Here is a 24,511-nt window from a genome sequence, read left to right as displayed (position 1 = left end):
CTCGCGAAGCGGTGTGCCAGCCGCCGAAGAGGCTGGATGTGCCGACGCCTTCGCGGGCAAGCCCGCTCCCACAGGTTTTCATGACTCCGAGAATACCCACTACGCCACTGTTCCCGTCGGGCGGCGATGCAGGCAAGATGAAGGCTTGCAAGTCAGAACACAGGAAGCTGATCGTGACCGAAGCGTTTATTGTCGTTCAAACCGCCGAACAAGCCGTGGATCGTCTGGCGGCCCTGCACGAGCGTGCGACCACTGCGTTGAACCAGGCGCTGATGCGCTACCTCAAGGACCGTGTCGAGCCCGACGCCGAGCAACGGGCTTTGTTTCGGTATCCGGCCCTGCGCCTGACCTATCACTGCCACGGCGAAGTCCCGCAAACCACGCGCGCCTACGCCAAGGTCCAGCTGCCGGGCACCTACAGCGTCACCGTCACCCACCCGGCCGCGTTCCGTAAATACCTGCTGGAGCAGTTGGTCCCGCTGATGCACGACTTTACCGTCACGGTGGAAGTGGGCGTCAGCGAGCAGAACATTCCCTACCCATACGTGGTGGAGCAGGGCGACGAACTGGCCGGTTCCGGCGTGACCGCTGCAGTGCTGGCGCGGGTATTCCCCAGCACCGACCTGTCCGCCGCCACCGATGGCATCGCCGACGGCCTCTACGACTGGGAAAACACCGACCCGCTGCCCCTGGCGCTGTTCGACGCTGCCCGGGTGGATTTTTCCCTGCGCCGGCTGGTGCATTACACCGGTAGCGACTGGCGCCACGTGCAGCCATGGATCCTGCTGACCAACTACCATCGCTATGTCGACCAGTTCATCGTCCATGGCCTGGAGCAACTGCGCAGCGACCCGCGCTTCGTGCGCATGGTCCTGCCGGGCAACGTGATCATCGACAAGAACATGGATCACAGCGAAGCGTCGGCCATCGCCGCTGGCGTGGTCTGGCACCGCTATCAGATGCCCGCTTATCACCTGCAAGCCAGCGATGGCCATGGGGTGACCCTGGTGAACATCGGCGTCGGCCCGTCCAACGCCAAGAACATCACCGACCACCTGGCCGTGCTGCGACCGCATTGCTGGCTGATGATCGGCCACTGCGGCGGGCTGCGGCAGTCCCAGACCATTGGCGACTACGTGCTGGCCCACGCCTATATGCGCCGCGACGGGATCCTCGACCGGGTGGTGCCGCCGAACATTCCAATCCCGGCCCTGGCCGAAGTGCAAATGGCGCTGCAACAGGCGGCAGCGAACGTCACAGGTGAAAAGGGCGATGAGCTGAAAAAGCGCCTGCGCACCGGCACCGTGCTGACCTATGACGACCGCAACTGGGAGCTGCGCTGGGCCCAGGAGCGTCCGTTGATCAACCTGTCCCGCGCCGTGGCGGTGGACATGGAAAGCGGCACCATCGCCGCCCAAGGCTATCGCCTGCGGGTGCCGTATGGCACCTTGCTTTGCGTTTCGGACAAACCGCTGCACAGCGAGATCAAGCTGCCGGGTTCGGCCAACGCGTTCTATGAGCGGGCGGTCAACCAGCACCTGAAGATCGGCATCGCCGCGCTGGATCTGCTGCGCACCGAGCTCAATTCGTTGCATTCGCGCAAGCTGCGCAGCTTCGACGAGCCGCCGTTCCGCTGATTCGGCGGTGGTCATTTAGCGGTCAGGCCACTAGCATTAGCGGCCCTGACCGCTGGATCTCGTGCCGCCATGCCCCGTCCACCTCGCCCCATGTCCCGCCGCCCTGGCGTGAAGCCTCCAGCAACCGCCCCGCGCCGGGTGGCCAAGGCGCCGCCGGCCGAGCCGAAGCTGATCCTGTTCAACAAACCTTTCGATGTGCTGACGCAATTCAGTGACGGCGAGGGGCGGGCGACGCTCAAGGATTTTATCGACGTGCCTGGTATCTACCCGGCCGGACGATTGGACCGCGACAGCGAAGGGTTGCTGTTGCTCACCAATGACGGGCAATTGCAGGCGCGTATCGCCGATCCCAAGCACAAACTGGCCAAGACCTATTGGGTGCAGGTGGAGGGTGAGCCGAGTGCCGAGCAGTTGCAGCGTTTGCGTGATGGGGTGGAACTGAACGATGGCATGACCTTGCCAGCCGAGGCGCGCCAACTGGACGAACCGCAACTGTGGCCGCGCAACCCGCCGGTGCGCTTTCGAAAAAGCGTGCCCACCAGTTGGGTGGAATTGGTGATACGCGAGGGGCGTAACCGCCAGGTACGGCGCATGACTGCGGCGGTGGGCTTGCCGACACTGCGCCTGGTGCGGGTCAGGATCGGTGACTGGACAATCGAAGGGCTCGATCAAGGCCAGTGGAAGGAAGTGCCAGCGCGCTTATAAGGCCCCGGACTCGATCAGGCCGATCACCACGCTCTTGATGACGAACGCGGCCACGCCCAGGCCCAGCACGAAAAACAGGATGAACGAGCCGAAACGCCCGGCCTTGGACTTCTTCGCCAGATCCCAGACGATGAAACCCATGAAAATGATCAGGATGCTGACCAGGCCAGTCATCATCCACTCTTCGAAAACAGCAGGATCCATCGGGCACTCCGGCGTGGGCGCGGTTGAAAAGGCGGGGCGAGTATACGGCACAGGACGGGGGCCGGGGATTGGCCTGCGGCGGTGTGTCGCAGCTATTCATCGGCTGGGCTGGCGCGTTGTGGCGAGGGAGCTTGCTCCCGCTCGACTGCGCAGCAGTCGCAAACCGGTCCACAGGCAATACGGCCGAAGCTTGGGGTCGCTTCGCAACCCAGCGGGAGCAAGCTCCCTCGCCACAAAAAAGCGGTCAGCTGCGCAGGTGAGTCAGCGGCAATTCGGTGCTGTTGAGCACCTGGTTCAGCACAAAGCTCGAACGCACGCTGGTGACGCCATCGATACGCGTCAGGTGCCCCAGCAGCAATTTCTGGTAATGATCCATGTCCGGCACCACCACCTTGAGCTGGTAGTCCGCGTCCATACCCGTCACCAGGCTGCACTCCAGCACTTGCGGCAGGTTGCGGATAGCCGCTTCGAAGTTCTCGAAACGCTCGGGGGTGTGGCGGTCCATGCCGATCAGCACGTAGGCGGTCAGGCTCAGGCCGAGCAGCTTGCGGTCGAGCAGGGCGACTTGACGGGTGATGTAGCCGTCGTCCTCCAACTGCTTGACCCGTCGTGAACAAGGGGAGGGTGATAGGCCGATGCGTTCGGCCAGCTCCTGATTGGAAATGCGCGCGTCGCGCTGCAATTCCGCCAGAATGCTCAGGTCATAGCGGTCCAGTTTGCTCATCGGTCGTGCCTTTATCTCGATAATTGCGGCGGATTATCTATCCGGGGTTAAAAATTGCGCAAGTGGTGTTTATTAACGCAATCTTCGCAATCATCCGTCGGTGCCCGGCCCTTATCCTTATCACCAAGATCACTGCTCGGACAAACAGTCCAGTGCGGCCCGCCCAATCAGGCCGGCTGCGGTCGCGGCACCCACCGGTGTCGGCAGACCCCCGAGCTGCACACTGTCCAGAAAACGGCGTGAGGTGAGCCGACGTCAAAAGCGTCGAGCACGGACGAAATTCTCAAGGGGAGGCCGACGGGTCTCCCTTTTTTATGCCTGCGAAATAAACCCCGCGACTGATAACCTGTTGCAGAACCGGCCTGGGCGTTCTCCAGTCTTATCATCAGGCCCTGAACCGTTGTGAGGAATAACATGAAGTCGCGCATCTGGCGTTTGGCAGGTGTTGGTCTGTTGTGGGCAAGTGTCAGTGCGCAGGGAATGGCCGATGATCAGCAAAATCCTGGTGGTCCGGACGGCGGTCGCGGCCATGAAGGGCGCGGCGGCAACGGTCAGGGTTACTCGGGGCAGCAGCGGCCGCAGAGCAACGAAATCATTCGCGGCGACAACAGTCGTCAGTTCGAGGTCCAGCCACAGCCCCGAAACCAGGGAGGGGGCCAGCATTATGAACGTTCGCCCCAAGACCCCAATGGCTATGGCCGCCCGCCGCAGCAACCTGGCAACAATCTGCCGATCCAGGGCCGGCCCGACAGCGTGAACCAGACCCGGGAGCCGCAACCGGGTTATTACCGTGACATTCCGCGCCGCAACGACGGTTATCCCAATGGCGGTCCGCGCCCAGGTCATGACAATCGCCCCGACCAGCACTGGTCCGGTCGGCCGGACGGCCATGGCAATGGCTGGGGTCCGGGCCCGCAGTATCGTCCGGGTTATGTGATCGACCGCTTCCCGGATCGCAACTACCGCGTGCCTTATCGCGGCCAGGATTATTTCTACTCCGGTGGCTACTGGTATCGCCCCCAAGGTCCGCGCTATGTAGTGGTCGAGCCGCCGCGGGGCATTCGCACCCGTTACCTGCCGGATTACGCCAGGGAAGTATGGATCGGCAGTTCGCTGTTTTTCCTCGCCGCCGGTGCCTATTACATCTACGAGGCCAATACCCAGGACTACGTCGTGGTCGAGCCGCCAGTGGCCAACCCGCAACCCCAGCCCCAGGGCAACAACTATGATGTAGTGGCCTACCCGGCCAACGGCCAGTCGCCCGAGCAGGTCAATCAGGACGGGTACGATTGCTATCGCTTTGCGGTGCAGCAGAGTGGTTTCGATCCGCGCAACTACACCTACCCACCAGCACCGGAAGTGGTGCAGACCTATCGCCAGGCCCAGGGCAGTTGCTTGAGCAGTCGTGGGTATCAGGTTCAGTAGCAGCTTCAAGTTGCAAGCTCCAAGCTCCAAGCTGCAAGTAAAAGCTGATCGCGATTCGGCTTGCCGCTTAAAGCTTGCCGCTTGCAGCTGTCTTTACTGGATCAGCATGCACCAGCACCTCGGCCTTTGGATAAGCGCGATGGATGGCGTCGGCGGCCTGGTCGCTGATGCCATGGGCGACCGACAGGGTCAGATCGCCCGGCAACTCCAAATGCAATTGCACGAACCAATGGTTACCGGAGATCCGCGTGCGCAGGTCGTGGGCGCCCAGCACGCCGGGCACGGCACAGGCCAGTTCCAGCATGTGCTGGCTGACGTCGGGTGGCAATTCCTCGTCCATCAGTACCGCGAAGCTTTCCCGGGCGATCTGCACCGCGCTCCATAAAATGTACGCAGCGATGCCCAGGCCGAACCAGGCGTCGAGCTGATACCAACCAAACCCGGCCAGCACCAGGGCAACCAAAATACTGCCGTTGAGCAGCAGGTCGGAGCGATAGTGCAGCGAGTCGGCGCGCACGGCGTTGGAGCCTGTGGCCTGGACGACCCGGTGTTGCAGCGCCAACAAGGCCAGGGTCAGCCCGAGGGAGAACACGATCACGCCGACGCTGAGCCAGGGCGCGTCCACTGGGACGGGCTGTTTCAGGCGCTCGAATGCCTGCAAGGCAATCAATACGGCACTGCCGCCGATGAACAATGCCTGGGCCATGCCGGCCAGGGATTCGGCCTTGCCGTGTCCGTAGCGATGATCATCGTCGGCGGGGCGCAGCGCGTAATGCACCGCCAGCAGGTTGAGCAGCGAGGTGACGCCATCCAGCGCCGAGTCGGTCAGGCCGGCGAGCATGCTCACCGAACCGCTCAGCCACCAGGCCAGGGCCTTGGCAACGACCAGGATAAGCGCCACGGCCACCGACGCCCGGGTGGCCAGGCGTAGCAGGCGTGCATGTTCGGTTGCGGTGGTCATGGCGCGGTCGTTCCTTCTATGGCGCGCATCACGCGGCTGGTTTGAGCCCAAGTGCAGCCAGTTGTTGCGCACTGCCTTTATGCTGGATCAGGCGTGGGTCATCCAGCGGGAAGCTACGGCCCAATTCGCGCTCCAGGATTGCCTGCAGCTTGTGGTTGTTGACGGTGCCGTCCGGGTTGATGGCCGGCTTGAGTTTCTCTGGCTCGATCTGGACGCTTCTGCCCGGTTCGAAATAGATGGCGCCGGTGGCAAAGTCCACCGCGAACGCGATCAGGCCGGGGATGATGTAGAACAGCAGGCCGACGGCATCGAGCGCAGCGATGGCCGGGTCGATCTTGCCGTCGATCTGGCCGCGGCGGTCAGGGTAGAAGATCGAGCCGCAGGCGCTGATCTGGGTCAGCAGGGTGGCGACCAGGACGCCGCCGATCACGCGAAAGGGAATACGCATAACAATCTCCTGAGCAGGTAAAGGCGTTGCTGGTTGGAGTCCAGACCACGCTAAACAGTTCGCCGTTATACTCGGCCCTCTGTTTTGGAGCCAGCATGATTTCTTTGCCGATTGATGAAGTTTTACCCGCCCTGCGCCAGGCCTTGGCATCGCGCCATGAAGCCGTGCTCGAAGCGCCGCCCGGCGCCGGTAAAACCACCCGCGTTCCCTTGGCCCTGCTGAACGAGCCCTGGCTGGCCGGGCAGACCATCCTGATGCTTGAACCCCGGCGCCTGGCCGCGCGCGCAGCGGCCGAGCGCCTGGCCAGCGAGCTCGGGGAAAAAGTCGGCGAGACGGTTGGCTACCGGATTCGTCTCGACAGCAAGGTCGGTCCCAGGACCCGCATCGAAGTGGTCACCGAAGGCATCCTTACCCGCCGCTTGCAGGACGATCCGGCGCTGGAAGACGTGGGATTGCTGATCTTCGACGAATTCCACGAACGCAGTCTCGACGCCGACCTGGCCCTGGCCTTGAGCCTCAACGGCCGGGAGTTGTTTCGCGAAGACCAGCCACTGAAAATCCTGCTGATGTCGGCGACCCTCGAAGGCGAACGCCTGGCCGGGTTGCTGGACGATGCGCCGATCCTGCGCAGCGAAGGGCGCATGTTTGCGGTGACGGTGCGCTGGGGGCGTCCGTTCCAGCCCGGTGAATTCATCGAGCCGCGGCTGGTGCAGACCGTGCTGGAAGCGCTGCATGACGAAACCGGCAGCGTGCTGGTGTTCCTGCCTGGGCAGGCGGAGATCCGTCGCGTCCACCAACAATTGGCCGAGGCCTTGGGCGAGGGCGGCAACGTGTTGCTGTGCCCGCTGCATGGCGAACTCGATCTGGCCGCCCAGCGCGCCGCCATCGACCCGGCGCCGCCCGGTCAGCGAAAAGTGGTGCTGGCCACCAACATCGCCGAAACCAGCTTGACCATCAACGGCGTGCGGGTGGTGATCGACGCCGGGCTGGCGCGGGTGCCGCGTTTCGATCCGGGCAGCGGCATGACCCGCCTCGACACCCAGCGCATTTCCCGGGCCAGCGCCACGCAGCGGGCTGGTCGGGCCGGGCGCCTGGAGCCGGGGGTGTGTTACCGCTTGTGGTCCGAAGATCAACACGAACAATTGGCCGCTTATGGCAGCGCGGAAATTCTTTCGGCGGACCTGGCCGGGCTGGCCCTGCAATTGGGGCGCTGGGGCGTGACGCCGCAGCAATTGGTTTGGCTCGACGTTCCGCCCAGCGCCGCCTATGCCCAGGCACAGGATCTGTTGCAACGCCTGGGCGCGCTGGACGGTGAGCAACTGACCCGCCACGGCCAGGCCATGGCCGAACTGCCGGCGCATCCGCGCATCGCTCATCTGCTGCTGCGCGGTCAGGCGCTGGGGTTGGCGGAGATGGCGTGCAACGTCGCCGCGTTGTTGGGTGAGCGAGACATTTTGCGCGGTGCCGGCGCGGACCTGCACAGTCGTTTGGTCCTGCTATCGGGCGAAGAGCGCGCCTCGCGCGGCACTCAGGGCGGCGTGCAGCGGGCGCGGCAATTGGCCCGGCAGTATCGTGGCTACCTGCGAGGCAAGGCCGATGAAGCCGTCGCCGATCCCGATCATCCGCGCTGGCTCGGCGCGTTGCTGGCGCTGGCCTATCCGGACCGCGTCGCCCAGCAACGGCGGCCCGGTGGGGCGGAGTACCGTCTGGCCAATGGTCGAGCGGCGTTGTTCGCCGAGGCCGACAGCTTGATGAAACAGCCTTGGCTGGTGATCGCTGACCTGGGCAGCCGTCAGGGCCAGCGCGAAGAGCGGATCTACCTGGCGACGGATTTCGACCCGGCGCTGTTCGATTCGGTGCTGGCCGAGCAAGTCCGCGTGGTGGACCAACTGGATTGGGACGAGCGCGAAGGCGTGCTGCGCGCCGAGCGCCAGCGCAAGGTCGGCGAACTGGTCCTCAGCCGCGAACCGCTGACCGGCCTGGACGAATCAGCCCGCAGCCAGGCGTTGGTGAACCTGGTGCGGCGCAAGGGGCTGGAGCTGCTGCCCTGGACCCCGGAGCTGCGGCAATGGCAAGCGCGGGTGGCGCTGCTGCGCCGGCTGGACCTGGAGGCCAAGGGCGAAAGCGAATGGCCAGACGTCAGCGACACAGCCTTGTTGAAGATCCTTGAGCACTGGCTCATGCCGTATCTGGGACGAGTCTCGCGTCTTAGTCATTTCGCCAACCTGGACTTGTCGAGCATTGTCCGTAACCTGCTGCCCTGGCCGTTGCCGCAACGCCTGGATGAACTGGCGCCGCACCATTTGAGCGTGCCCTCGGGCTCGTCGATTCGCCTGGACTACAGCGAACATCCTCCCGTCCTGGCCGTGCGCTTGCAGGAGCTCTTCGGCCTGGCCGACACGCCGCGCATCGCCGGTGGCCGGCAAGTGGTCAAGCTGCACTTGCTGTCACCGGCACGGCGTCCGGTGCAAGTGACCCAGGATTTGGCGAACTTTTGGCGCAGCACTTATGCCGAGGTGAAGAAGGATCTGAAAGGGCGTTATCCCAAGCATTACTGGCCGGATGATCCGCTGGTGGCGGAGGCGACGGCGCGGGTCAAGCCGCGTAAGGCCTAGTGCCTGGTATCACAGATACTAGTTCAGATGCCTAGAGACGATGTCTGCAATCAAAACAGCTGTTTTTTCGGAGAAGGCCACTGATACCTGGCCGTTGGCATAATGGATTCTCGCCGGTGCGAGGGATTCGTCGCTTTCGGTCACGCCCTTTACAACGGCGTATCCGTTGACCGATACGGTCAGGCGAACTCTCTTGACCGGCAAGCCGTGTCCAAAGTCCTGTTGCAGGACGTCCGCTGGGACGATGCCTGAAATTCTGGGGTCCGATAGCGACGAATTTGCATCTCTATCGTAGTGGTTGAAGAACCGCTCGATGAGTACGCCGTCGACCTGCTCGAATGTGAACGCCAGTTTGTCAAACAGCCGATGTGGGTCAAATTCTTCTGTTTTCAGGCAGAACGTCAAAACCTTCAAGATGATTTGCGACCCTTTGAAGTCAGCGTCATCCAAAGGTGGGTGAGTGCTTTCGGAAAAATGGAGGCGGGTCAGATACAGGGCATCGTCCTTGACCAGGATATTCAAGTCGATTCTGGGAGGCGTGGGTTTTATCCCGGCAGATTTAATGCTGTACCATTCATAAAATCCGCCGAACCGGTCATGGATAGGCGTATTGGGTTTGCGTCCGTTGTGGATGTCGGATTCGTAATACAGCATGTTGGAACACAAGGACTCCGCCAGTTCTTCAGTTGGGGAGATATGTGCCCAAGGCCATTGCTCGATTGAAGTGAAGCGTTCGTCTTCCGTTTCGATCTGGCTCTTTAGATGATTTGTCCCTGAGCCGGCGAGGTAGCAGGTTCCAAAATTCTGCGTGGTCATCATGGCTTCGGGGCGATGAATATAGGCGTGCTTTCCACCTTTTCCATCCAGTAAAACGCCCAGTATGTGAAATGCCCCCGCAGTCCTGCTCATGCCCAATAGAACCTGGTCGATGGTGTTGGTATCGATCATGGCATCGGGCTGGTAGCCGAGCTTGATGTCAATCGACTTTGAAAGCGCCACCCAGAATTCATACGCCGATCGACAATCCCCCGCAAAGGCGAGCATGCCGCTGTTGTTCGGCAGGATGTAGGTTTTTCGCCCCATGCGCGCGATATGAAATGGTCCGCCATCATCATTCCAATCAGTGGGTATCAACCCCAGTGAAGGAATCCATACGGACAACGACTGGCGTTTGTCTGGACCGTCCGCGCTGATCAAACAGTCGGCGATCAAGTGCGGGTCATTCTCGGGGTTGATCAGGACGATTACGGTCACGGTGAAATTCCGTTCAAGGCATTGCCGGCAACAAAAAACGCGCAATCACCGGCAAATGATCGGAGATGCGCAAGGTATCGTCCTGCCGTACCTGGGCTTCGACCCGTTTGATTCGTGGGCTGTAGAACAGGTAGTCGACGGTGCGGTCGGGGCCGTTGAGGCCGGGGTCGTTGGGGTAGTGGGTCAGCCAGTGTTCGCGGTCGATGCCGCTGGCCTCGTTGTTGGTGGGGATCATCGGGTATTTGTCCCACAGCAGGTGCAACGGGCTGTCGGCCGAGTAGGGCGTGCGCTGTTCGGCAGGCAAGCGCCGATACTGGCCCAGGGGCAGCAGGTTGAAATCGCCACCGATCAGCCATGGCGTGCCGGAGGATTCGAGTTTATCCAGCGCCTTGGACACGGCGCTGACCTGGCTGGGCAGGGTTTCGTCTGGTGCAGTGGCCCTTTCCAGGTGGGTGTTGAGCACCACCAACTGACCGCCGCCGCTCAGCGCCAGGGTGCTCGCCAACAGGGCATTTTTGGGTTGGAACTGCCGGCTGACGAAGTTGGCGTCGGCCACCGGCAGTTGCACCCGTTCGGCGTGGTCGATGCGGTAGCGGCTCAGCGTCGCCAGCTGCCGGCCGACGCTGCCGAAGATGTGGGGGAGGGGGATGAAATCGGCCTTCCAGTCGAAGGCGCTGGTGGTGCATGGATAGAGATCGGCCAGCCGTTCGTGCAAGAGTTTGAGCTGGTCCTGGTAATCGCTGGCCTTGGCGCCGTTGTCCAATTCCTGGAGCAGCACAACGTCCGGCTGTTCGTCACGGATCACCCGTGCCACTTCGTCGAGGCTGAAGGCCATGTCTTCAAGGGTCGGGCTTTCGTCGTCGCCCTGGGCCAGGTCATGCCAGAACACATAGCGTTTGCCAGCCAGGAACTGCACGTTCCAGGTCATTACCTTCAGGGCCTGGCCAGGCATCAGCGGTGCCGCGTTGGCGCTGCAACTGACTGGCACGGCTTCCCGGGGTTGGGGTCGCCAGGTCAGGCCGTAGATCGACAGGGCGGCCAGGCTGAGGATCAACAGCAGGCCCAGCAAGGTGTAGCGCAGTAGACGGGTCATGGCTCGGCTTATGGGCGATACGCAAAAGTGACCCCGAGCATAACCGAGAGCGGTTCCCAGGCCCAGGCCCAAGCCCGGAGCCGTCGCCGTGTCGTCAGCGATTGCCGGGCGTCGCTTCGATCAGCATGAACAGACGGTACAGCACCACGCTGGTAAACAATTGCAGAAAGCTGTGGACGCTGTCGATCAGCAGGCTGACCAGTGGATTCTGGGGCGCAGGGTACACCGAGATGCTGGCGCCCTTGAGCAGCCACAGCGGGGCCATGACGCAGAGGATGCACAGCAGGATCCGCCAGAAATTGCCGCGGGTCATGTTCAGGCTTTCCTTCATCGCCGCCAGCGGCGTGAGGCCCCTCAATACCAGCAGGTATTCACTGAAGGCCAGCGTCACCATCAGCCACAGGCCCGGCAGGAAGTACAACGACAGGCCGACCAGGATCAGCAGCGTATTGAGGGCGGTCAACAGGGCGAAGCGTGGCCACAGGGTCACGCCCATTGCGAGCAGGTCCCGGGGGCGTGGTGATTCGCCGCGACTGCGGGCGTCGAGAAACAGGATCAGCGCGGCGGTGTAGAGCGGATATACCAGTAGCCCGACGACCACGCTGTAGCCGGGGAAACCCTCGGGGCCGACGGCGCTGTCCACGCCTTGCTGCAGCAGGGCATCAAGTATCACCAGCGGCAGGCACAGCTGGGCGATCCGGCCCAGATGACGCTTGAAGAAATACAAAGAGTCGCGCAACACGTCAAACGGATTCATGGGTCGGTATCGCAGTTCCAAAGCGGTCCGACACTTTAAACTGATCGGGCGCTTGCATGAAACAAACGTCATCATCAGGTAAACGCTATTGAAACCATTTCGCCGAACCCCATTACTGGCTGGCACCGGTCTTTTGGGGACCGGTTTGGTTTTTTATCCGGCAATCTAATGAGGTCGCCATGAACAGCGAAGAACAAACCCTGATCGATGGACTGTTTTCACGGCTGCAACAGGCCGAAAAGGACTCAGCCCCACGCGATGCCCAGGCCGAGGCGCGGATCAAGGAACATCTGGCGAGCCAGCCTGCGGCGGGCTATTTCATGGCCCAGGCGATTCTGGTGCAAGAGGCTGCGATCAAGCGCCTCGACGAGCAGAACCGCCAGCTCACCACCCAGGTCGAGCAATTGCAGGCTGAGCTGCAACAGGCGCGCAACCAGGCGCCGACATCTGGCAACAGCGGTGGTTTTCTCTCGAGTATTTTTGGTGGCAGCAGCAACCGCGATTCACGGCCCGCGCCCAGCGCTCCGGCATCCGGTGGCGGCTGGCGCGAACCGGCAAGGCCTGCCTCCAACGCGCCTGCCCAGCAGGGCTTTGGCGCGCCGCCCAATCAATATGGCACGCCGCCCGGCAACTATGGCGCGCCGCAACAGCAGGCCCCAGCCGCCGGCAGCTTTTTGGGTGGCGCCCTGAAAACCGCGGCGGGCGTGGCCGGCGGCGTGATGCTGGCCCAAGGCATCAGCAGCCTGTTCCACAGCAATCAGCAGCCCCAGGAAATTGTCGAAATCCTCAAGGAGGAGCCGGCCCAACCGGTCAACGACAGCGGCAGCAGCGACAACGGCTGGGGCGATGACCAGCGTGTGGCCGATACCGATACCTACGGCAGCGACCAGGACGGTTTCAGCGACGCGGACTACAGCGACGATTCATCCTCCTTCGGCGACGACGACTCCTTCGTCTGAGTTGCCATTCGTCCGGGGCGCCCTGGCGCCTCGGGCCGATTATTCGCGGAACAATCCTCGGGGCTGGCATACTGGGCGACTTTTCGGGCCCCGGTGCCCGGTTCAGCCTGTGCGCTCGTGCATCCAAGAGGAAACGCGGTGAAAAAAATTGCAGTGTTCGCCGATGTCCAGAACCTCTACTACACCGTGCGCCAGGCCTATGGTTGCCATTTCAACTATGCCGCGTTGTGGGCCGATGTCAGCAAGCAAGGACAGATCGTCGAGGCCTATGCCTATGCGATCGATCGCGGCGACAGCAAGCAGCAGCAATTCCAGCAGATCCTGCGCAACCTGGGCTTTGTCGTGAAACTCAAGCCCTACATCCAACGCAGCGACGGCTCGGCCAAGGGCGATTGGGACGTGGGTATCACGCTGGATATCATGGACGCCGCCGATCATGTCGATGAAGTGGTGCTGGCCTCCGGTGACGGCGATTTCGACATGCTGCTCGAACGCATCATCAGCAAGCATGGGGTCCAGGCCGTGGCCTATGGCGTGCCGGGGCTGACCGCCAACTCGCTGATCCGCGCCGCCAGCCGCTACGTGCCGATCGAAGGCGCATTGCTGCTCAAGAATTGATTTTTACGGAGTTCAGACAGGTTTGGAACGCATCGCAGTCATCGACTTTGAAACCACCGGCATCACGCCAAGCAGCAGTTGCCGGGCCACCGAAATCGCCGTGGTAATCCTTGAGCAGGGTCGGATCGTCGACCGCTACCAAAGCCTGATGAATGCCGGTGTGCGCGTGCCCGCGTTCATCGAGCAACTGACCGGCATCAGCAACGCCATGCTGCGCAGCGCGCCATCGGCGGAAAAGGTCATGAATGAGGTCAACGAGTTCGTTGGCATCACGCCGTTGCTGGCCCATAACGCCGCGTTTGACCAGAAGTTCTGGGACTTCGAGCTGGGACGCATCAAGCGCACCCGCCTGCAGAACTTTGCCTGTTCACTGTTGCTGGCCCGCCGCCTGATGCCAGCGGCGCCGAACCACAAGCTCGGCACGCTCAATACGTTCGCCGGCCTGCCCCACACCGGCCAGGCTCACCGGGCCATGGCCGACGCCGAAATGGCCGCCAACCTTACCGCGCACCTGGCTGCGGAACTGCGACAAAAGCATGGGTTGCGGGAGTTGTCCCATGATTTGCTGTGCAGTTTGCAGAAAGTGCCGGCGGCGAAGATCAATGAACACCTCAAGCGCCATCGCGGGTTCTAGACACACCACCTGACAAATCCTGTGGGAGCGGGCTTGCTCGCGAATACGGTGTACCGGTTGATAGGGCAGTCGACTGACACACCGCCTTCGCGGGCAAGCCCGCTCCCACAGTTGGAAATGCCTGGCGCCCGCAAAGTGTATGGGTGGGATAAACAGCTTTTGTAACTTAATCTTTGCCCATCGCCTTCCTAGAATAGTGCTTTTCATCGTCCTTAATTCGAGTTGAACATGCCTGGCCCACGCCGTTTTCCCCTGCCGTTGATCGCCGCCTTTTTCGCCTTATATGTCATCTGGGGTTCGACCTACCTGGTGATTCGTATCGGTGTGGAGTATTGGCCGCCGCTGTTGCTGGCCGGGATTCGTTTTGTGTTGGCCGGATCGCTCATGTACGGTTTTTTGCGTTGGCGCGGGGCACCTGCACCGACCTGGGCGCAATGGAAGGCTGGGGCGCTCATCGGTGTGCTGCTGCTCAGTTTTGGCAATGGCGCTGTGAGTATTGCCGAGCACACGGGCGTGGCGTCCGGTGTGGCGGCGTTGGCCGTGGCGACGGTGCCTTTGTTTACCCTGCTGTGCGGATATTTCTGGGGCGCGCGTAATACCCGTCTGGAATGGGCGGGGATTGTGCTGGGGCTGATTGGTATCGCCATGCTCAATCTGGGCTCCAATTTGCAGTCGAGCCCGCTGGGCGCGGCCTTGCTGGTATTCGCGGCGGCGTCCTGGGCCTTTGGTTCGGTGTTGAGCAAGCACGTGCCGTTACCGGCTGGGGCAATGGCCAGCGCTGTGGAAATGCTCGTGGCGGGTGTGGTTCTGCTGATTGGCAGCTTCGCCAGTGGTGAACACCTGGACAGCGTGCCACCGCTGGAGGGCTGGTTCGCGCTGTTCTATCTGATCGGCTTCGGTTCGATCATCGCCTTCAACGCCTATATGTACCTGCTCAAGCACGTGCGCCCGGCGGCGGCCACCAGTTACGCCTACGTCAACCCGGCGGTGGCGGTGTTGCTGGGCATCGTGTTTGCCGGCGAAACCATCGGTGTCGAGGAGGCTTTGGCGATGTTGGTGATCATCAGTGCCGTGGTGTTGATTGGCTTGCCCCAGTGGCGTAAGCCCAAGCCTGCGCCGGCCGCCGCGTGAATTAGGGTAAACTGCCGCGCATTGCACACCTTGCGCTGATTTTTCCTACGGTATTTCCATGACTTTCGCCACCCTTGGCCTGATCGAACCCTTGCTGCGCGCCCTCGAGACGCTCGGCTACCAGACCCCGACCCCGGTGCAGGCTCAAGCCATGCCGGCGGTACTGGCCGGTCGTGACTTGATGGCCGCGGCCCAGACTGGCACGGGCAAGACGGCCGGTTTCGCCGTGCCGCTGTTGCAGTTGCTGACCACAGAAGGGCCGAAAGTCGCCGCCAACTCGGTGCGGGCGCTGATCCTGGTGCCAACCCGGGAACTGGCCGAGCAGGTCCATGAAAGCGTGCGCGAATATGCGCAGAACCTGCCGTTGAGCACCTACGCGGTGTACGGTGGCGTCAGCATCAACCCGCAAATGATGAAACTGCGCAAAGGCGTCGATCTGCTGGTCGCCACGCCGGGCCGCTTGCTCGATCTGTTCCGGCAGAACGCGCTGAAATTCAACCAGCTGCAAACGCTGGTGCTGGACGAAGCCGACCGCATGCTCGACCTGGGCTTCTCCGAAGAGCTGGCGAATATCTACAAGGCCTTGCCGAAAAAGCGCCAGACGCTGCTGTTCTCGGCAACGTTCTCCGACGCGATCCGCCTGCTGGCCGGGCAAATGCTCAACGATCCACTGAGTATTGAAGTGAGCCCGCGCAACGTCGCCGCCAACACCGTCAAGCAATGGGTGGTGACGGTGGACAAGAAGCGCAAGCCGGAGCTGTTCGTGCACTTGATGCGCCAGCACAAGTGGAAGCAGGTGCTGGTATTCGCCAAGACCCGCAACGGCGTCGATGCGCTGGTGGAAAAACTCCAGGGCCTGGGTGTCAACGCCGACGGCATCCATGGCGACAAGCCCCAGGCCACTCGCCAGCGCGCGCTGGATCGCTTCAAGGCCAGCGAAGTGCAGATTCTGGTGGCGACCGATGTCGCCGCCCGCGGCCTGGATATCGAAGACTTGCCGCTGGTGGTGAACTTCGACCTGCCAATCGTCGCTGAAGACTACATCCACCGTATCGGCCGTACGGGCCGGGCGGGCGCCACGGGGCAGGCGATTTCCCTGGTTTGCGCGGACGAAGTGAATCTGCTGTCAGCCATCGAGATGTTGACTCGTCAGACCTTGCCCCGGCAGATGGAATACGACTTCGAGCCTGAACACCGCGTGCCGGATACCGATGCCAGCGGCCAGGTCGTGAAGAAACCGAAAAAACCGAAGAAGCCGAAAGCTTCGGGTGGTGGCGGCAAGCGCAACCTGGGCAAGTGGGTGGACAGCGGCGACGCAGCGCCAGTGGAACCTTCGGTCAAGCCTGTGCGAAAAGTGCCGGTATTCAACACCGGGCCGCGTAAGAGGAAGCCGTAGGGGCAGCTGCCAGTCTTAAGCTGCAAGCTGCAAGTTGGAAGCGGTTTGCTTGCAGCTTGCAACTTATAGCTTGCAGCTGTTTCGCAGAAACTCCACCATCCCCAACCCCGCCGCCCGGCCGCTGGCAAAGCAGGCCGTCAACAAATAGCCGCCGGTCGGCGCCTCCCAGTCGAGCATTTCCCCGGCGCAAAACACGCCGGGTAGTTGCTTGAGCATCAAGCGTTCATCCAGGGCTTCGAATGTCACGCCACCCGCACTGCTGATCGCCTCATCCAGCGGCCGGGTTTTCACCAAGGTGAGCGGCAGTGCCTTTATCGCCTGGGCCAACCGTGCAGGATCAGTGAAGCATTCGCTTGGTGCGAGTTCGCGCAAGAGCGCGGCCTTGATGCCATCGATCCCCAACTGGCTGTGCAAATGCTTGGCCATCGAGCGTGAACCGCGAGGCTTGTTCAGGGCTTGCTCGATTTTATCCACAGGCCGCCCTGGCAGCAGATCCAAGTGAATGGTCGCGCTGCCGTGATGGTTGATCGCTTCGCGGATGGGAGCCGACAGCGCATAGATCAGGCTGCCTTCGATGCCGGTGGCGGTGATGACGCATTCGCCGAGGCGTGGCACATCATCATTGAGGCCGATGGCGATATTCTTCAGGGGGGCGCCAGCGAACTTATTGACCATCAACTCGCTCCAGGCCTGGACGTCGAACCCACAGTTGCTCGGCTGCAAGGGCGCCAGGTCGACGCCGCGCTGCTCCAGCGCAAGCATCCAGGTGCCGTCGGAGCCCAGGCGCGACCAACTGCCGCCGCCCAGCGCCAGCAGCGTCGCGTCGGGTTGCAGAGTCTTTTCGCCCTCCGGCGCTGCGATCCTCAGACTGCCGTCGGCGTTCCAGCCAAGCCAGCGATGGCGTGTGTGAATCACCACGCCAGCATCACGCAGACGCTTGAGCCAGGCGCGCAGCAGCGGGGCGGCTTTCATGTCGGTCGGAAAGACCCGTCCGGAACTGCCGACAAAGGTGTCGATGCCCAGCCCATGAATCCATGCGCACAACTGATCCGCGCCGAAGGCTCGCAGCAGCGGCGCCAGGTTCGGCGCACGTTCGGCGTAACGGGACAGGAAGGCCGGGAACGCTTCCGAATGGGTGATGTTCATGCCGCCGACGCCGGCCAGCAGGAATTTCCTGCCGACCGAAGGCATGCCGTCGTACAAGTCGACCCGGACGCCGGCCTGGCTCAACACCTCGGCCGCCATCAGGCCGGCGGGGCCGCCGCCGATGATGGCGATGTTTGGGGTGATGGGCTTGGCGGTCGAGGTCATGATTTGAACTTGGGCGCGGGAATAGGCGGGGCATTCTACCAGTAGAGGTCCCTGTGGGAGCGGGCTTGCTCGCGAATGCGGTGTGCCAGTCGATATATATTGCACTGGCACACCGCATTCGCGAGCAAGCCCGCTCTCACAGGGAATATGGCTGATCAAAAAATAACCATTCCTGTAAACGCACCATACGCCATAGCCTGCAGGCCGTTTCGCTCAGGTTATCCACAGGCCGCTCCACAGGCATTGTGGGTAACGCGCCCAGCATTCAATGACAGCCTGATGACACCCAGACCTTTTCCGCGCTGTGGTGCAGGATCCCGTGGCGTCGGGCCAAGGCCTTGCGGTCCTTGCTGTAGCCACCGCCGATCACGCCGACCACCGGGATGTCGCGCCCCAGGCAATGGCGCATGACGCTCTCGTCCCGGGCTGCGAGGCCTTCGTCGGTCAGTTTAAGGTAACCGAGGGCATCGTCCTTGTGCACATCGACACCGGCGTCATACAGCACCAGGTCCGGCTGGTAGAGCGGCAGCAGATAGTTGAGCGCGTCATCCACGACCTTGAGGTAAGCGCCATCGTCCATGCCCATCGGCAACGGGATGTCCCAGTCGCTTTGGGCCTTGCGCGCGGGAAAATTCTTTTCGCAGTGCAAGGAAACTGTCACCGCGTCGGGAGTGTCATGGAGTATTCGGGCCGTACCGTCACCCTGATGCACATCGCAGTCGAAAATCAGCACCCGCGAGACTCGGCCGCTGGCCAGGAAGTACCGGCTGATCACCGCCAGGTCGTTGAATATGCAAAAACCGGCCGGGTGATCGTAATGGGCGTGATGGGTGCCCCCGGCCAAATGACAGGCCAGCCCGTGTTCAAGAGCCTGTTCGGCCGCCAGCAGCGAACCGCCCACGGCGCGTACCGTTCGGCGGGCCAGGGCTTCGCTCCAAGGCAGGCCAAGTCGCCGTTGGTCTTCACGGGACAACTCGCCGCCCATGTAGCGTTCGATATAGGCGCGGTCATGGGCCAGGGCGAGGATATCGGGCGGACACAGCGATGGGCGCAACAGGTCGACGTCCCGGGTCAACCCACTGTCAACGAGGTGATCGCGCAACAGGCGGAACTTGTCCATGGGGAAGCGGTGTTCCGCCGGGAATTCGGGGCTGTAGTCTTCGTGGTAGATCAGCGGCAGCGGCATGGTGTTTTCAGTGGTGATTGAATGACGGATCCTACCAGCGATGTAGACTCTGGGCATGGAAAGGGAGTGATGATGGAGCCGATACTGGAATTGGAAAGCGCGCGGTTGATATTGCGACAGTGGCGCGATGACGACTTGCCGGAATTCGCTGCCATGTGCGCGGACCCGCAGGTGATGCGTTACTTTCCCGAGCGCCTGAGCCGTCTGGAAAGCGCTGCCCTGATCGGTCGCGTGCGCGGGCATTTTGCCGAGCATGGTTTTGGCCTGTGGGCGCTGGAGCGCAAGGACACGGGGGCCTTCATCGGGTTTACCGGGCTGGGCGTGGTCGGGTTCGACGCGCATTTCACCCCGGCCATCGAAATCGGCTGGCGCCTGGCCCGGGAACATTGGGGCCTGGGTTATGCCAGCGAAGCGGCGTGGACTGCACTGCGTTGTGCCTTCGATCAGTTGGCCCTGGAAGAGGTGGTGGCGTTCGCCGCCGTCGATAACCTACCGTCACAGAAAGTCATGCAGGCCATCGGCATGCAGCATGACCCGGCGGATGATTTCGAACATCCAAAACTCGCAGTCGGGCATCCATTGCGTCACCATGTGCTCTATCGCATCAATCGTGAGCAGTGGCTACAGACCCTGCACGGTTAGCCGACACGGACGTTTACAATGCCCGCCAGAGTGGCCCGGGCCAACAATCGATCCACCGCCGCAGCACAGCCTGCGCGGTGTGTGCTGTGTGAGGAAAATCTGAATGAGCCACGTGTTGGAAGATCTGGTCGACCTGCTGACCCTGGAACCGATCGAAGAGAACCTGTTTCGCGGTCGCAGCCAGGACTTGGGGTTCCGCCAGCTGTTCGGCGGCCAGGTACTGGGCCAGTCGCTGTCGGCGGCCAGCCAGACCGTGGAGGAGGCTCGACATGTGCATTCGATGCACGGTTACTTCCTGCGCCCGGGTGATGCCGCGTTGCCGGTGGTCTATCAGGTCGACCGGGTGCGTGACGGCGGCAGCTTCAGCACCCGACGTGTCACGGCGATCCAGAAAGGCAATCCGATCTTCACCTGCAGTGCGTCGTTCCAGTACGACGAGCAGGGCTTTGAGCATCAAAGCAGCATGCCGCAGGTGGTCGGGCCGGAAAACCTGCCGTCCGAACTGGAACTGACCCAGCAGCGGGCGCACCTGCTGCCCGAGCACATGCGGGAAAAACTGCTGTGCCCCAAGCCGATCGAAGTACGCCCGGTCACCGAGAAAGACCCCTACAACCCGCAACCCGCTGATCCGATCAAATACGTGTGGTTCCGCGCCGATGGCGCCCTGGCGGATTCGCCGGCCTTGCACAAATACCTGCTGGCCTACGCGTCGGACTTCGGCCTGTTGACCACGTCGCTGCTGCCCCATGGCAAATCGGTGTGGCACAAGGACATGCAAGTAGCCAGTCTCGACCATGCCTTGTGGTTCCATGCCGATCTGCGGGCCGATGACTGGTTGCTCTACGCCATGGACAGCCCGTGGGCCGGCAATTCCCGAGGGTTTTCCCGGGGCAGCGTATTCAACCGCGCCGGGCAATTGGTAGCTTCGGTGACCCAGGAAGGCCTGATCCGGCATCGCAAGGACTGGGCATGAGCCTGGCCGAGGTCCGGCATTGGGTCTTTGACATGGACGGCACGCTGACCATCGCCGTGCATGATTTCGCCGCGATTCGCGTAGCCCTGGCGATCCCGGCCGAAGATGACATCCTCACCCACCTGGCGGCATTGCCGGCTGACGAAGCGGCGGCCAAGCATGCCTGGTTGCTGGAACACGAGCGCGACCTGGCGCTGGGCTCCAAGCCTGCGCCGGGGGCGGTTGAGCTGGTGCGTGAACTGGCCAGCCGTGGCTACCGCCTGGGGATCCTGACCCGCAACGCCCGCGAGCTGGCCCATGTGACCCTGGAGGCCATTGGCCTGGTGGACTGTTTCGCCGTGGCGGACGTGCTGGGCCGCGACGAAGCTCCACCCAAGCCTCACCCGGGCGGTCTGTTGAAGCTGGCCGAAGCCTGGAACGTGACGCCCGGGGCCATGGTAATGGTCGGCGACTATCGCTTTGACCTGGATTGTGGTCGTGCGGCGGGGGCGCGGACGGTGCTGGTGAACCTGCCGGACAATCCGTGGCCGGAGCTGACCGATTGGCATGCTCGGGATTGTGTTGAGTTGCGGCGGATGCTTTCGGCCTGAGTTTCTGTGTTGGCCGGCTAATCGCTTTCGCGAGCAAGCTCGCTCCCACAGTGGATTCGTGGTGCCCTTGTGGGAGCGAGCTTGCTCGCGATGAGGCCGGGCCTGTCGACATAAGGCCTACTGCCCAAACAACACCTTCAAACCTTCAGGCGAAGTGAACATCCCATTCCCATCATGCCCAACCCCCGGCACTTCGATCAGCCGTTGGTTCAGCCCCACGGGATGGCGTCGGGACAGGTAGTCGAAAAAGAAATGCCCGCGCAATAACCGATACGCCCCCTGGGTCTGCGCTTCGCAGCCTTTGTCCAGCGCTGGGTGCTTCGGATCGATGTCTTGCTGCCCAAGCAGATAAACGATGTCGCGCTTGACGTAGTTTTCCTCCAGCCATGCGGGTGATTGCCCGGCGGCATAGGCGGGAAGCTGTTGCAGGCCATATTTCCATTGGTTGAAGCCAGGGCAACTGGCCGGGTCGAACGCCATGGGGCGTTGGGCATCGAAGTAGGCGTAGGACGACGGGTTGGCAATCACAAAGCGCGGATTGATCCGGTAGGGACCGTGGGCGAGCAGGGCATAACGCTGCACGACCTGGGCGCCGCCGGAGTGGCCGGCGATGACGATTTCCTTCACTTCGGGAAACTGCTGTCGATCACTGACCCGCGCCACGATGTCATCGAGAACCTGGAATGAACTGACTGGGCTTGGCCCTGTGGATAAATCGCCGGCCATCCAGTCGTTGCCGCGCCAGCGCAACAGGTCGTTGGGCAATTGATGACGTGTCACGTCCTGTTCGTTAAGAAACTGTGGGGCGATGATCAGTGTGGTGGCCGTCTGTCCGGCCTGGGCGGCGGCTTGTTCTGCGCTGTGTAGGTAGGTCTCGGCATTGCGCAGCCGACCATGGACGATGATCACCACGCGCTGGATGGACGCAGGGGGCGGGCTGACAGCGACGGCCATGGCGCCGCCCTTGAACTGCAATCGCCCCTGAGCGACCACGTTCACGCCGTGTTCGTCCGCCTGGGCCCAGGTGCAGCACAACAACAGCCCGATCAGCGCGCGCCACGTCATCTACAGGTTTTTCGCCGCGAACGTGTCGCACTGGCTGACCTGGCCCTGGGCGAAGCCGGTCTTGAACCAGCGCACCCGTTGCGCCGAGGTGCCGTGGGTAAAGGAGTCCGGCACCACGCGGCCCTGGCCTTGTTGTTGCAGCCGGTCATCGCCAATCGCGTTGGCGGCGTTCAAGGCTTCCTCGATGTCCCCCGGCTCCAGCCAGTTCAGGCGTTTTTGCGCGTGGTTGGCCCAGACCCCGGCCAGGCAATCGGCCTGCAATTCCTGGCGCACCAACAGGCCACCGTCGCCTTCCATCTGCCGGCCTTGCTGGCGGGCCTCCTGGATTTTTGCCGAGACCCCAAGCAGCGTTTGCACGTGGTGGCCGACTTCATGGGCAATGACATAGGCCTGGGCGAAGTCACCGGCGGCCGAGAAACGTTGGGACATTTCCTTGAAGAAACTCATGTCCAGATACACCTGGCGGTCTGCCGGGCAATAAAACGGCCCGGTCGCCGATGAGGCAAGGCCGCAGGCCGAGTTGACCCGACCACTGAACAGCACCAGTTTAGGCTGCTGATATTGCCGCCCGGCCTGCTGGAAGACCTGGCCCCAGGTGTCTTCGGTATCGCCGAGGATCGAGCGCACGAATTCGGCCTGCTCGTCGTTGGCCGGTGGCGCCTGGCGAGTCTGGGAGGACGCCGGCGCAGATGAGTCCATCTGCCCCGCCAGTTGCCCGAGAATCTGCATCGGGTCCTGGCCTGTGATCCAGCCGATGCCGACGATCAGCAGAATGGCCGTCAGGCTCAATCCCTTGCCGCCGCCAAACCGCATCCCGCCACCGCCGCCCTCATCGCCGCGGGCGTCCACCACGTTGTCACTGCGGCGACCTTTTTTCCATAACATGTTGGAAGTCCTCTGAATGACCCGGCGAGAAATGACTGCTGTGGGGGTGAGTCTAGCTTTCAGGCGCCAAAGGTGCGCGGCGTGCTTGAGCTGTCAGGCAACGGACGCGGGTTTTGGTTCATCGACAAGCCGATTCTGCCTGGCTCCGGAATTTTCATTACACTGCGGATTCAGAACTTATCGGTATTTTCGCTGGCCCAACAACTTCACTGTGCGTCACGGCCCTTACATCAAGCAGCGCAGGTTTTCCTCATGACCCTCAGCACTCCGCTCTCCGGCGTCAATCAGGCTTTCAAGGGCATCGTGCTTATTCTGGTCGCAACGTTCCTGTTCTCCAGTCATGACGCGTTGTCCAAATACCTTTCCGGTTTTTATCCGATCATCATGGTGGTCTGGGCGCGTTACGTGGTGCACACCTTGTTGATGGCGGGTATTTTCCTGCCGCGCTCGGGGCTGCGGGTGCTGCGTACCAAGCGCCCGTTGTGGCAATTGGCTCGGGCGCTGTGCCTGCTCGGTACCAGTCTGTTCTTCACCACGGCGTTGTTGTATATCCCGCTGGCCGAAGCCACGGCGGTCAACTTCCTGGCTCCGGTGCTGGTCACGGCCTTGTCGGTGCCATTGCTCGGCGAGCGTGTGACGCGCGGGCAATGGATCGCCGTGATTTTCGGTTTTATCGGCGTGCTGATCATTGTTCATCCCGGCGGCGATCTGTTCACGCCGGCGGTGTTGCTGCCGTTCTGTTCGGCGCTGTTTTTCTGCTTCTATCAATTGCTCACGCGCAAGCTCAGCGAGATCGACAGCCCGACCACCAGTAATTTCTTCGCCGGCCTGTGCAACACATTGGTGATGAGCGCACTGGTACCGTTCTTCTGGCAAGTGCCGAGCCTGGTGCATGGGTTGATGATGCTGGCGCTGGGCGCCTGCGGGATGACCGCGCATTTGATGCTGACCCAAGCCTTCCGCTTCGCCGCCCCGGCGCTGCTCGCGCCGTTCGGGTATTGCCAGATCGTGTTTGCCGGGCTGCTGGGCTGGTTGTTGTTCAGCCACACGCCGACGCTGATGACGGTGGTGGGCATCGCCCTGATCTGCTTGAGCGGGCTCGCGGCGGCGTGGCAGCAGCGGCGTAAGTAAATAGACTTGTTTGGTCCGGGACATGGTGGACCCAGTGGTGAGGGGATTTATCCCCGTTGGGCTGCGCAGCAGCCCCAAAACAATCAGCTCGATTTGGCTGACACACCGAGTTGCCTGATTTCAGGTCTGCTGCGCAGCCCAGCGGGGATAAATCCCCTCGCCACAAA

General features: G+C 62.1%; 24 protein-coding genes. 13 read left to right on the top strand and 11 right to left on the bottom strand.

Translation table 11 applies throughout. The features are described from left to right. Positions 1–137 precede the first annotated feature (137 nt). Together amn and PFLQ2_RS04360 are read left to right on the top strand one after the other, a co-directional pair. Positions 138–1,637, top strand: a complete 1,500-nt coding sequence (amn, locus tag PFLQ2_RS04355; protein WP_172680636.1) for an AMP nucleosidase — start codon at positions 138–140, stop codon at positions 1,635–1,637. Positions 1,638–1,775: 138 nt separating this feature from the next. Next, positions 1,776–2,342, top strand: a complete 567-nt coding sequence (locus PFLQ2_RS04360) for a pseudouridine synthase (RefSeq protein ID WP_172680635.1) — start codon at positions 1,776–1,778, stop codon at positions 2,340–2,342. On the opposite strand, the gene PFLQ2_RS04365 is transcribed toward PFLQ2_RS04360, so the two are convergent. Together PFLQ2_RS04365 and PFLQ2_RS04370 are read right to left on the bottom strand one after the other, a co-directional pair. After that, positions 2,337–2,546 carry a DUF2788 domain-containing protein gene (locus PFLQ2_RS04365; RefSeq protein ID WP_003185724.1) on the bottom strand — a complete coding sequence of 70 codons (210 nt, stop codon included), beginning with the start codon at positions 2,544–2,546 and terminating at the stop codon, positions 2,337–2,339. The two genes, PFLQ2_RS04360 and PFLQ2_RS04365, sit on opposite strands and share 6 nt — an antisense overlap. Positions 2,547–2,790: 244 nt before the next feature. Beyond that, positions 2,791–3,270 carry an Lrp/AsnC family transcriptional regulator gene (locus tag PFLQ2_RS04370; protein WP_003185723.1) on the bottom strand — a complete coding sequence of 160 codons (480 nt, stop codon included), beginning with the start codon at positions 3,268–3,270 and terminating at the stop codon, positions 2,791–2,793. 414 nt (positions 3,271–3,684) lie between these two features. On the opposite strand from PFLQ2_RS04370, the gene PFLQ2_RS04375 reads away from it, so the two are divergent. Continuing rightward, the gene (locus PFLQ2_RS04375; RefSeq protein ID WP_003185722.1) at positions 3,685–4,695 is read left to right on the top strand and encodes a DUF6515 family protein; all 1,011 of its coding nucleotides are present in this window, start codon (positions 3,685–3,687) and stop codon (positions 4,693–4,695) included. A 67-nt stretch (positions 4,696–4,762) separates the two neighbouring features. Here the strand turns inward: PFLQ2_RS04375 and PFLQ2_RS04380 are convergent, their stop codons facing one another. Further along, positions 4,763–5,656, bottom strand: a complete 894-nt coding sequence (locus PFLQ2_RS04380) for a cation diffusion facilitator family transporter (RefSeq protein ID WP_003185721.1) — start codon at positions 5,654–5,656, stop codon at positions 4,763–4,765. 28 nt (positions 5,657–5,684) lie between these two features. Next, complete coding sequence (locus PFLQ2_RS04385; RefSeq protein ID WP_003185719.1) at positions 5,685–6,104, bottom strand: hypothetical protein; 420 nt, start codon at positions 6,102–6,104, stop codon at positions 5,685–5,687. 95 nt (positions 6,105–6,199) lie between these two features. Here PFLQ2_RS04385 and hrpB point away from each other — a divergent pair, with 95 nt between their 5' ends. Continuing rightward, a complete protein-coding gene (hrpB, locus tag PFLQ2_RS04390; protein WP_003185717.1) occupies positions 6,200–8,719 on the top strand; it encodes an ATP-dependent helicase HrpB in 2,520 nt (839 codons plus the stop codon). A gap of 18 nt (positions 8,720–8,737) precedes the next feature. On the opposite strand, the gene PFLQ2_RS04395 is transcribed toward hrpB, so the two are convergent. From PFLQ2_RS04395 to PFLQ2_RS04405, 3 genes are all read right to left on the bottom strand, one after another. After that, on the bottom strand, positions 8,738–9,973 hold the full coding sequence (locus tag PFLQ2_RS04395; RefSeq protein ID WP_003185714.1) for a hypothetical protein: 1,236 nt from the start codon (positions 9,971–9,973) through the stop codon (positions 8,738–8,740). 13 nt (positions 9,974–9,986) lie between these two features. After that, entirely contained in the window at positions 9,987–11,066 is a 1,080-nt protein-coding gene (locus PFLQ2_RS04400) for an endonuclease/exonuclease/phosphatase family protein (RefSeq protein ID WP_033046297.1), read from the bottom strand. A 94-nt stretch (positions 11,067–11,160) separates the two neighbouring features. Next, positions 11,161–11,823 (bottom strand): YciC family protein, encoded by a 663-nt coding sequence (locus PFLQ2_RS04405; protein WP_003185710.1) that lies wholly within the window; start codon positions 11,821–11,823, stop codon positions 11,161–11,163. 179 nt (positions 11,824–12,002) lie between these two features. Here PFLQ2_RS04405 and PFLQ2_RS04410 point away from each other — a divergent pair, with 179 nt between their 5' ends. The 5 genes from PFLQ2_RS04410 (at position 12,003) to PFLQ2_RS04430 (ending at position 16,561) form a co-directional block, all read left to right on the top strand. Further along, positions 12,003–12,782: a DUF2076 domain-containing protein gene (locus tag PFLQ2_RS04410; RefSeq protein WP_003185708.1), complete on the top strand. Its 780-nt coding sequence runs from the start codon at positions 12,003–12,005 to the stop codon at positions 12,780–12,782. A 138-nt stretch (positions 12,783–12,920) separates the two neighbouring features. Next, a complete protein-coding gene (locus PFLQ2_RS04415; RefSeq protein ID WP_003185707.1) occupies positions 12,921–13,400 on the top strand; it encodes an NYN domain-containing protein in 480 nt (159 codons plus the stop codon). A 22-nt stretch (positions 13,401–13,422) separates the two neighbouring features. Beyond that, complete coding sequence (locus tag PFLQ2_RS04420) at positions 13,423–14,034, top strand: 3'-5' exonuclease (protein WP_003185706.1); 612 nt, start codon at positions 13,423–13,425, stop codon at positions 14,032–14,034. A 228-nt stretch (positions 14,035–14,262) separates the two neighbouring features. Continuing rightward, the gene (gene yedA / locus PFLQ2_RS04425; protein WP_003185704.1) at positions 14,263–15,165 is read left to right on the top strand and encodes a drug/metabolite exporter YedA; all 903 of its coding nucleotides are present in this window, start codon (positions 14,263–14,265) and stop codon (positions 15,163–15,165) included. A gap of 58 nt (positions 15,166–15,223) precedes the next feature. After that, positions 15,224–16,561: a DEAD/DEAH box helicase gene (locus PFLQ2_RS04430; protein ID WP_003185703.1), complete on the top strand. Its 1,338-nt coding sequence runs from the start codon at positions 15,224–15,226 to the stop codon at positions 16,559–16,561. Between the two features lie 63 nt (positions 16,562–16,624). On the opposite strand, the gene PFLQ2_RS04435 is transcribed toward PFLQ2_RS04430, so the two are convergent. After that, positions 16,625–17,872 carry a TIGR03862 family flavoprotein gene (locus PFLQ2_RS04435; RefSeq protein ID WP_003185701.1) on the bottom strand — a complete coding sequence of 416 codons (1,248 nt, stop codon included), beginning with the start codon at positions 17,870–17,872 and terminating at the stop codon, positions 16,625–16,627. A gap of 265 nt (positions 17,873–18,137) precedes the next feature. Beyond that, entirely contained in the window at positions 18,138–19,058 is a 921-nt protein-coding gene (locus tag PFLQ2_RS04440; protein WP_003185700.1) for a histone deacetylase family protein, read from the bottom strand. Between the two features lie 72 nt (positions 19,059–19,130). On the opposite strand from PFLQ2_RS04440, the gene PFLQ2_RS04445 reads away from it, so the two are divergent. From PFLQ2_RS04445 to PFLQ2_RS04455, 3 genes are all read left to right on the top strand, one after another. Next, positions 19,131–19,700, top strand: a complete 570-nt coding sequence (locus PFLQ2_RS04445; protein WP_003185698.1) for a GNAT family N-acetyltransferase — start codon at positions 19,131–19,133, stop codon at positions 19,698–19,700. A 103-nt stretch (positions 19,701–19,803) separates the two neighbouring features. Beyond that, positions 19,804–20,673 (top strand): acyl-CoA thioesterase II, encoded by an 870-nt coding sequence (gene tesB / locus PFLQ2_RS04450; protein ID WP_003185696.1) that lies wholly within the window; start codon positions 19,804–19,806, stop codon positions 20,671–20,673. Further along, entirely contained in the window at positions 20,670–21,263 is a 594-nt protein-coding gene (locus PFLQ2_RS04455) for an HAD family hydrolase (RefSeq protein ID WP_003185694.1), read from the top strand. The genes tesB and PFLQ2_RS04455 overlap by 4 nt, the downstream gene beginning before the upstream one ends. Positions 21,264–21,380: 117 nt before the next feature. Here the strand turns inward: PFLQ2_RS04455 and PFLQ2_RS04460 are convergent, their stop codons facing one another. Next, a complete protein-coding gene (locus tag PFLQ2_RS04460; RefSeq protein WP_003185692.1) occupies positions 21,381–22,328 on the bottom strand; it encodes a hypothetical protein in 948 nt (315 codons plus the stop codon). Next, positions 22,329–23,213 (bottom strand): KPN_02809 family neutral zinc metallopeptidase, encoded by an 885-nt coding sequence (gene ypfJ / locus PFLQ2_RS04465; RefSeq protein ID WP_003185689.1) that lies wholly within the window; start codon positions 23,211–23,213, stop codon positions 22,329–22,331. 252 nt (positions 23,214–23,465) lie between these two features. Here ypfJ and PFLQ2_RS04470 point away from each other — a divergent pair, with 252 nt between their 5' ends. Further along, positions 23,466–24,344: a DMT family transporter gene (locus tag PFLQ2_RS04470; RefSeq protein WP_033046618.1), complete on the top strand. Its 879-nt coding sequence runs from the start codon at positions 23,466–23,468 to the stop codon at positions 24,342–24,344. Positions 24,345–24,511 lie beyond the last annotated feature (167 nt).

Source organism: Pseudomonas fluorescens Q2-87, from assembly GCF_000281895.1.
Taxonomy (GTDB): Bacteria; Pseudomonadota; Gammaproteobacteria; order Pseudomonadales; family Pseudomonadaceae; genus Aquipseudomonas; species Aquipseudomonas fluorescens_S.
This window is presented reverse-complemented; position numbering and strand designations above follow the sequence as displayed.

Coding starts and splice junctions, on each gene's coding strand:
- amn (WP_172680636.1), top strand. CDS start 138: ATGAAGGCTTGCAAGTCAGAACACAGGAAGCTGATCGTGACCGAAGCG.
- PFLQ2_RS04365 (WP_003185724.1), bottom strand. CDS start 2,546: ATGGATCCTGCTGTTTTCGAAGAGTGGATGATGACTGGCCTGGTCAGC.
- PFLQ2_RS04370 (WP_003185723.1), bottom strand. CDS start 3,270: ATGAGCAAACTGGACCGCTATGACCTGAGCATTCTGGCGGAATTGCAG.
- PFLQ2_RS04375 (WP_003185722.1), top strand. CDS start 3,685: ATGAAGTCGCGCATCTGGCGTTTGGCAGGTGTTGGTCTGTTGTGGGCA.
- PFLQ2_RS04380 (WP_003185721.1), bottom strand. CDS start 5,656: ATGACCACCGCAACCGAACATGCACGCCTGCTACGCCTGGCCACCCGG.
- PFLQ2_RS04385 (WP_003185719.1), bottom strand. CDS start 6,104: ATGCGTATTCCCTTTCGCGTGATCGGCGGCGTCCTGGTCGCCACCCTG.
- hrpB (WP_003185717.1), top strand. CDS start 6,200: ATGATTTCTTTGCCGATTGATGAAGTTTTACCCGCCCTGCGCCAGGCC.
- PFLQ2_RS04400 (WP_033046297.1), bottom strand. CDS start 11,066: ATGACCCGTCTACTGCGCTACACCTTGCTGGGCCTGCTGTTGATCCTC.
- PFLQ2_RS04405 (WP_003185710.1), bottom strand. CDS start 11,823: ATGAATCCGTTTGACGTGTTGCGCGACTCTTTGTATTTCTTCAAGCGT.
- PFLQ2_RS04410 (WP_003185708.1), top strand. CDS start 12,003: ATGAACAGCGAAGAACAAACCCTGATCGATGGACTGTTTTCACGGCTG.
- yedA (WP_003185704.1), top strand. CDS start 14,263: ATGCCTGGCCCACGCCGTTTTCCCCTGCCGTTGATCGCCGCCTTTTTC.
- PFLQ2_RS04430 (WP_003185703.1), top strand. CDS start 15,224: ATGACTTTCGCCACCCTTGGCCTGATCGAACCCTTGCTGCGCGCCCTC.
- PFLQ2_RS04435 (WP_003185701.1), bottom strand. CDS start 17,872: ATGACCTCGACCGCCAAGCCCATCACCCCAAACATCGCCATCATCGGC.
- PFLQ2_RS04440 (WP_003185700.1), bottom strand. CDS start 19,058: ATGCCGCTGCCGCTGATCTACCACGAAGACTACAGCCCCGAATTCCCG.
- PFLQ2_RS04445 (WP_003185698.1), top strand. CDS start 19,131: ATGGAGCCGATACTGGAATTGGAAAGCGCGCGGTTGATATTGCGACAG.
- tesB (WP_003185696.1), top strand. CDS start 19,804: ATGAGCCACGTGTTGGAAGATCTGGTCGACCTGCTGACCCTGGAACCG.
- PFLQ2_RS04455 (WP_003185694.1), top strand. CDS start 20,670: ATGAGCCTGGCCGAGGTCCGGCATTGGGTCTTTGACATGGACGGCACG.
- PFLQ2_RS04460 (WP_003185692.1), bottom strand. CDS start 22,328: ATGACGTGGCGCGCGCTGATCGGGCTGTTGTTGTGCTGCACCTGGGCC.
- ypfJ (WP_003185689.1), bottom strand. CDS start 23,213: ATGTTATGGAAAAAAGGTCGCCGCAGTGACAACGTGGTGGACGCCCGC.
- PFLQ2_RS04470 (WP_033046618.1), top strand. CDS start 23,466: ATGACCCTCAGCACTCCGCTCTCCGGCGTCAATCAGGCTTTCAAGGGC.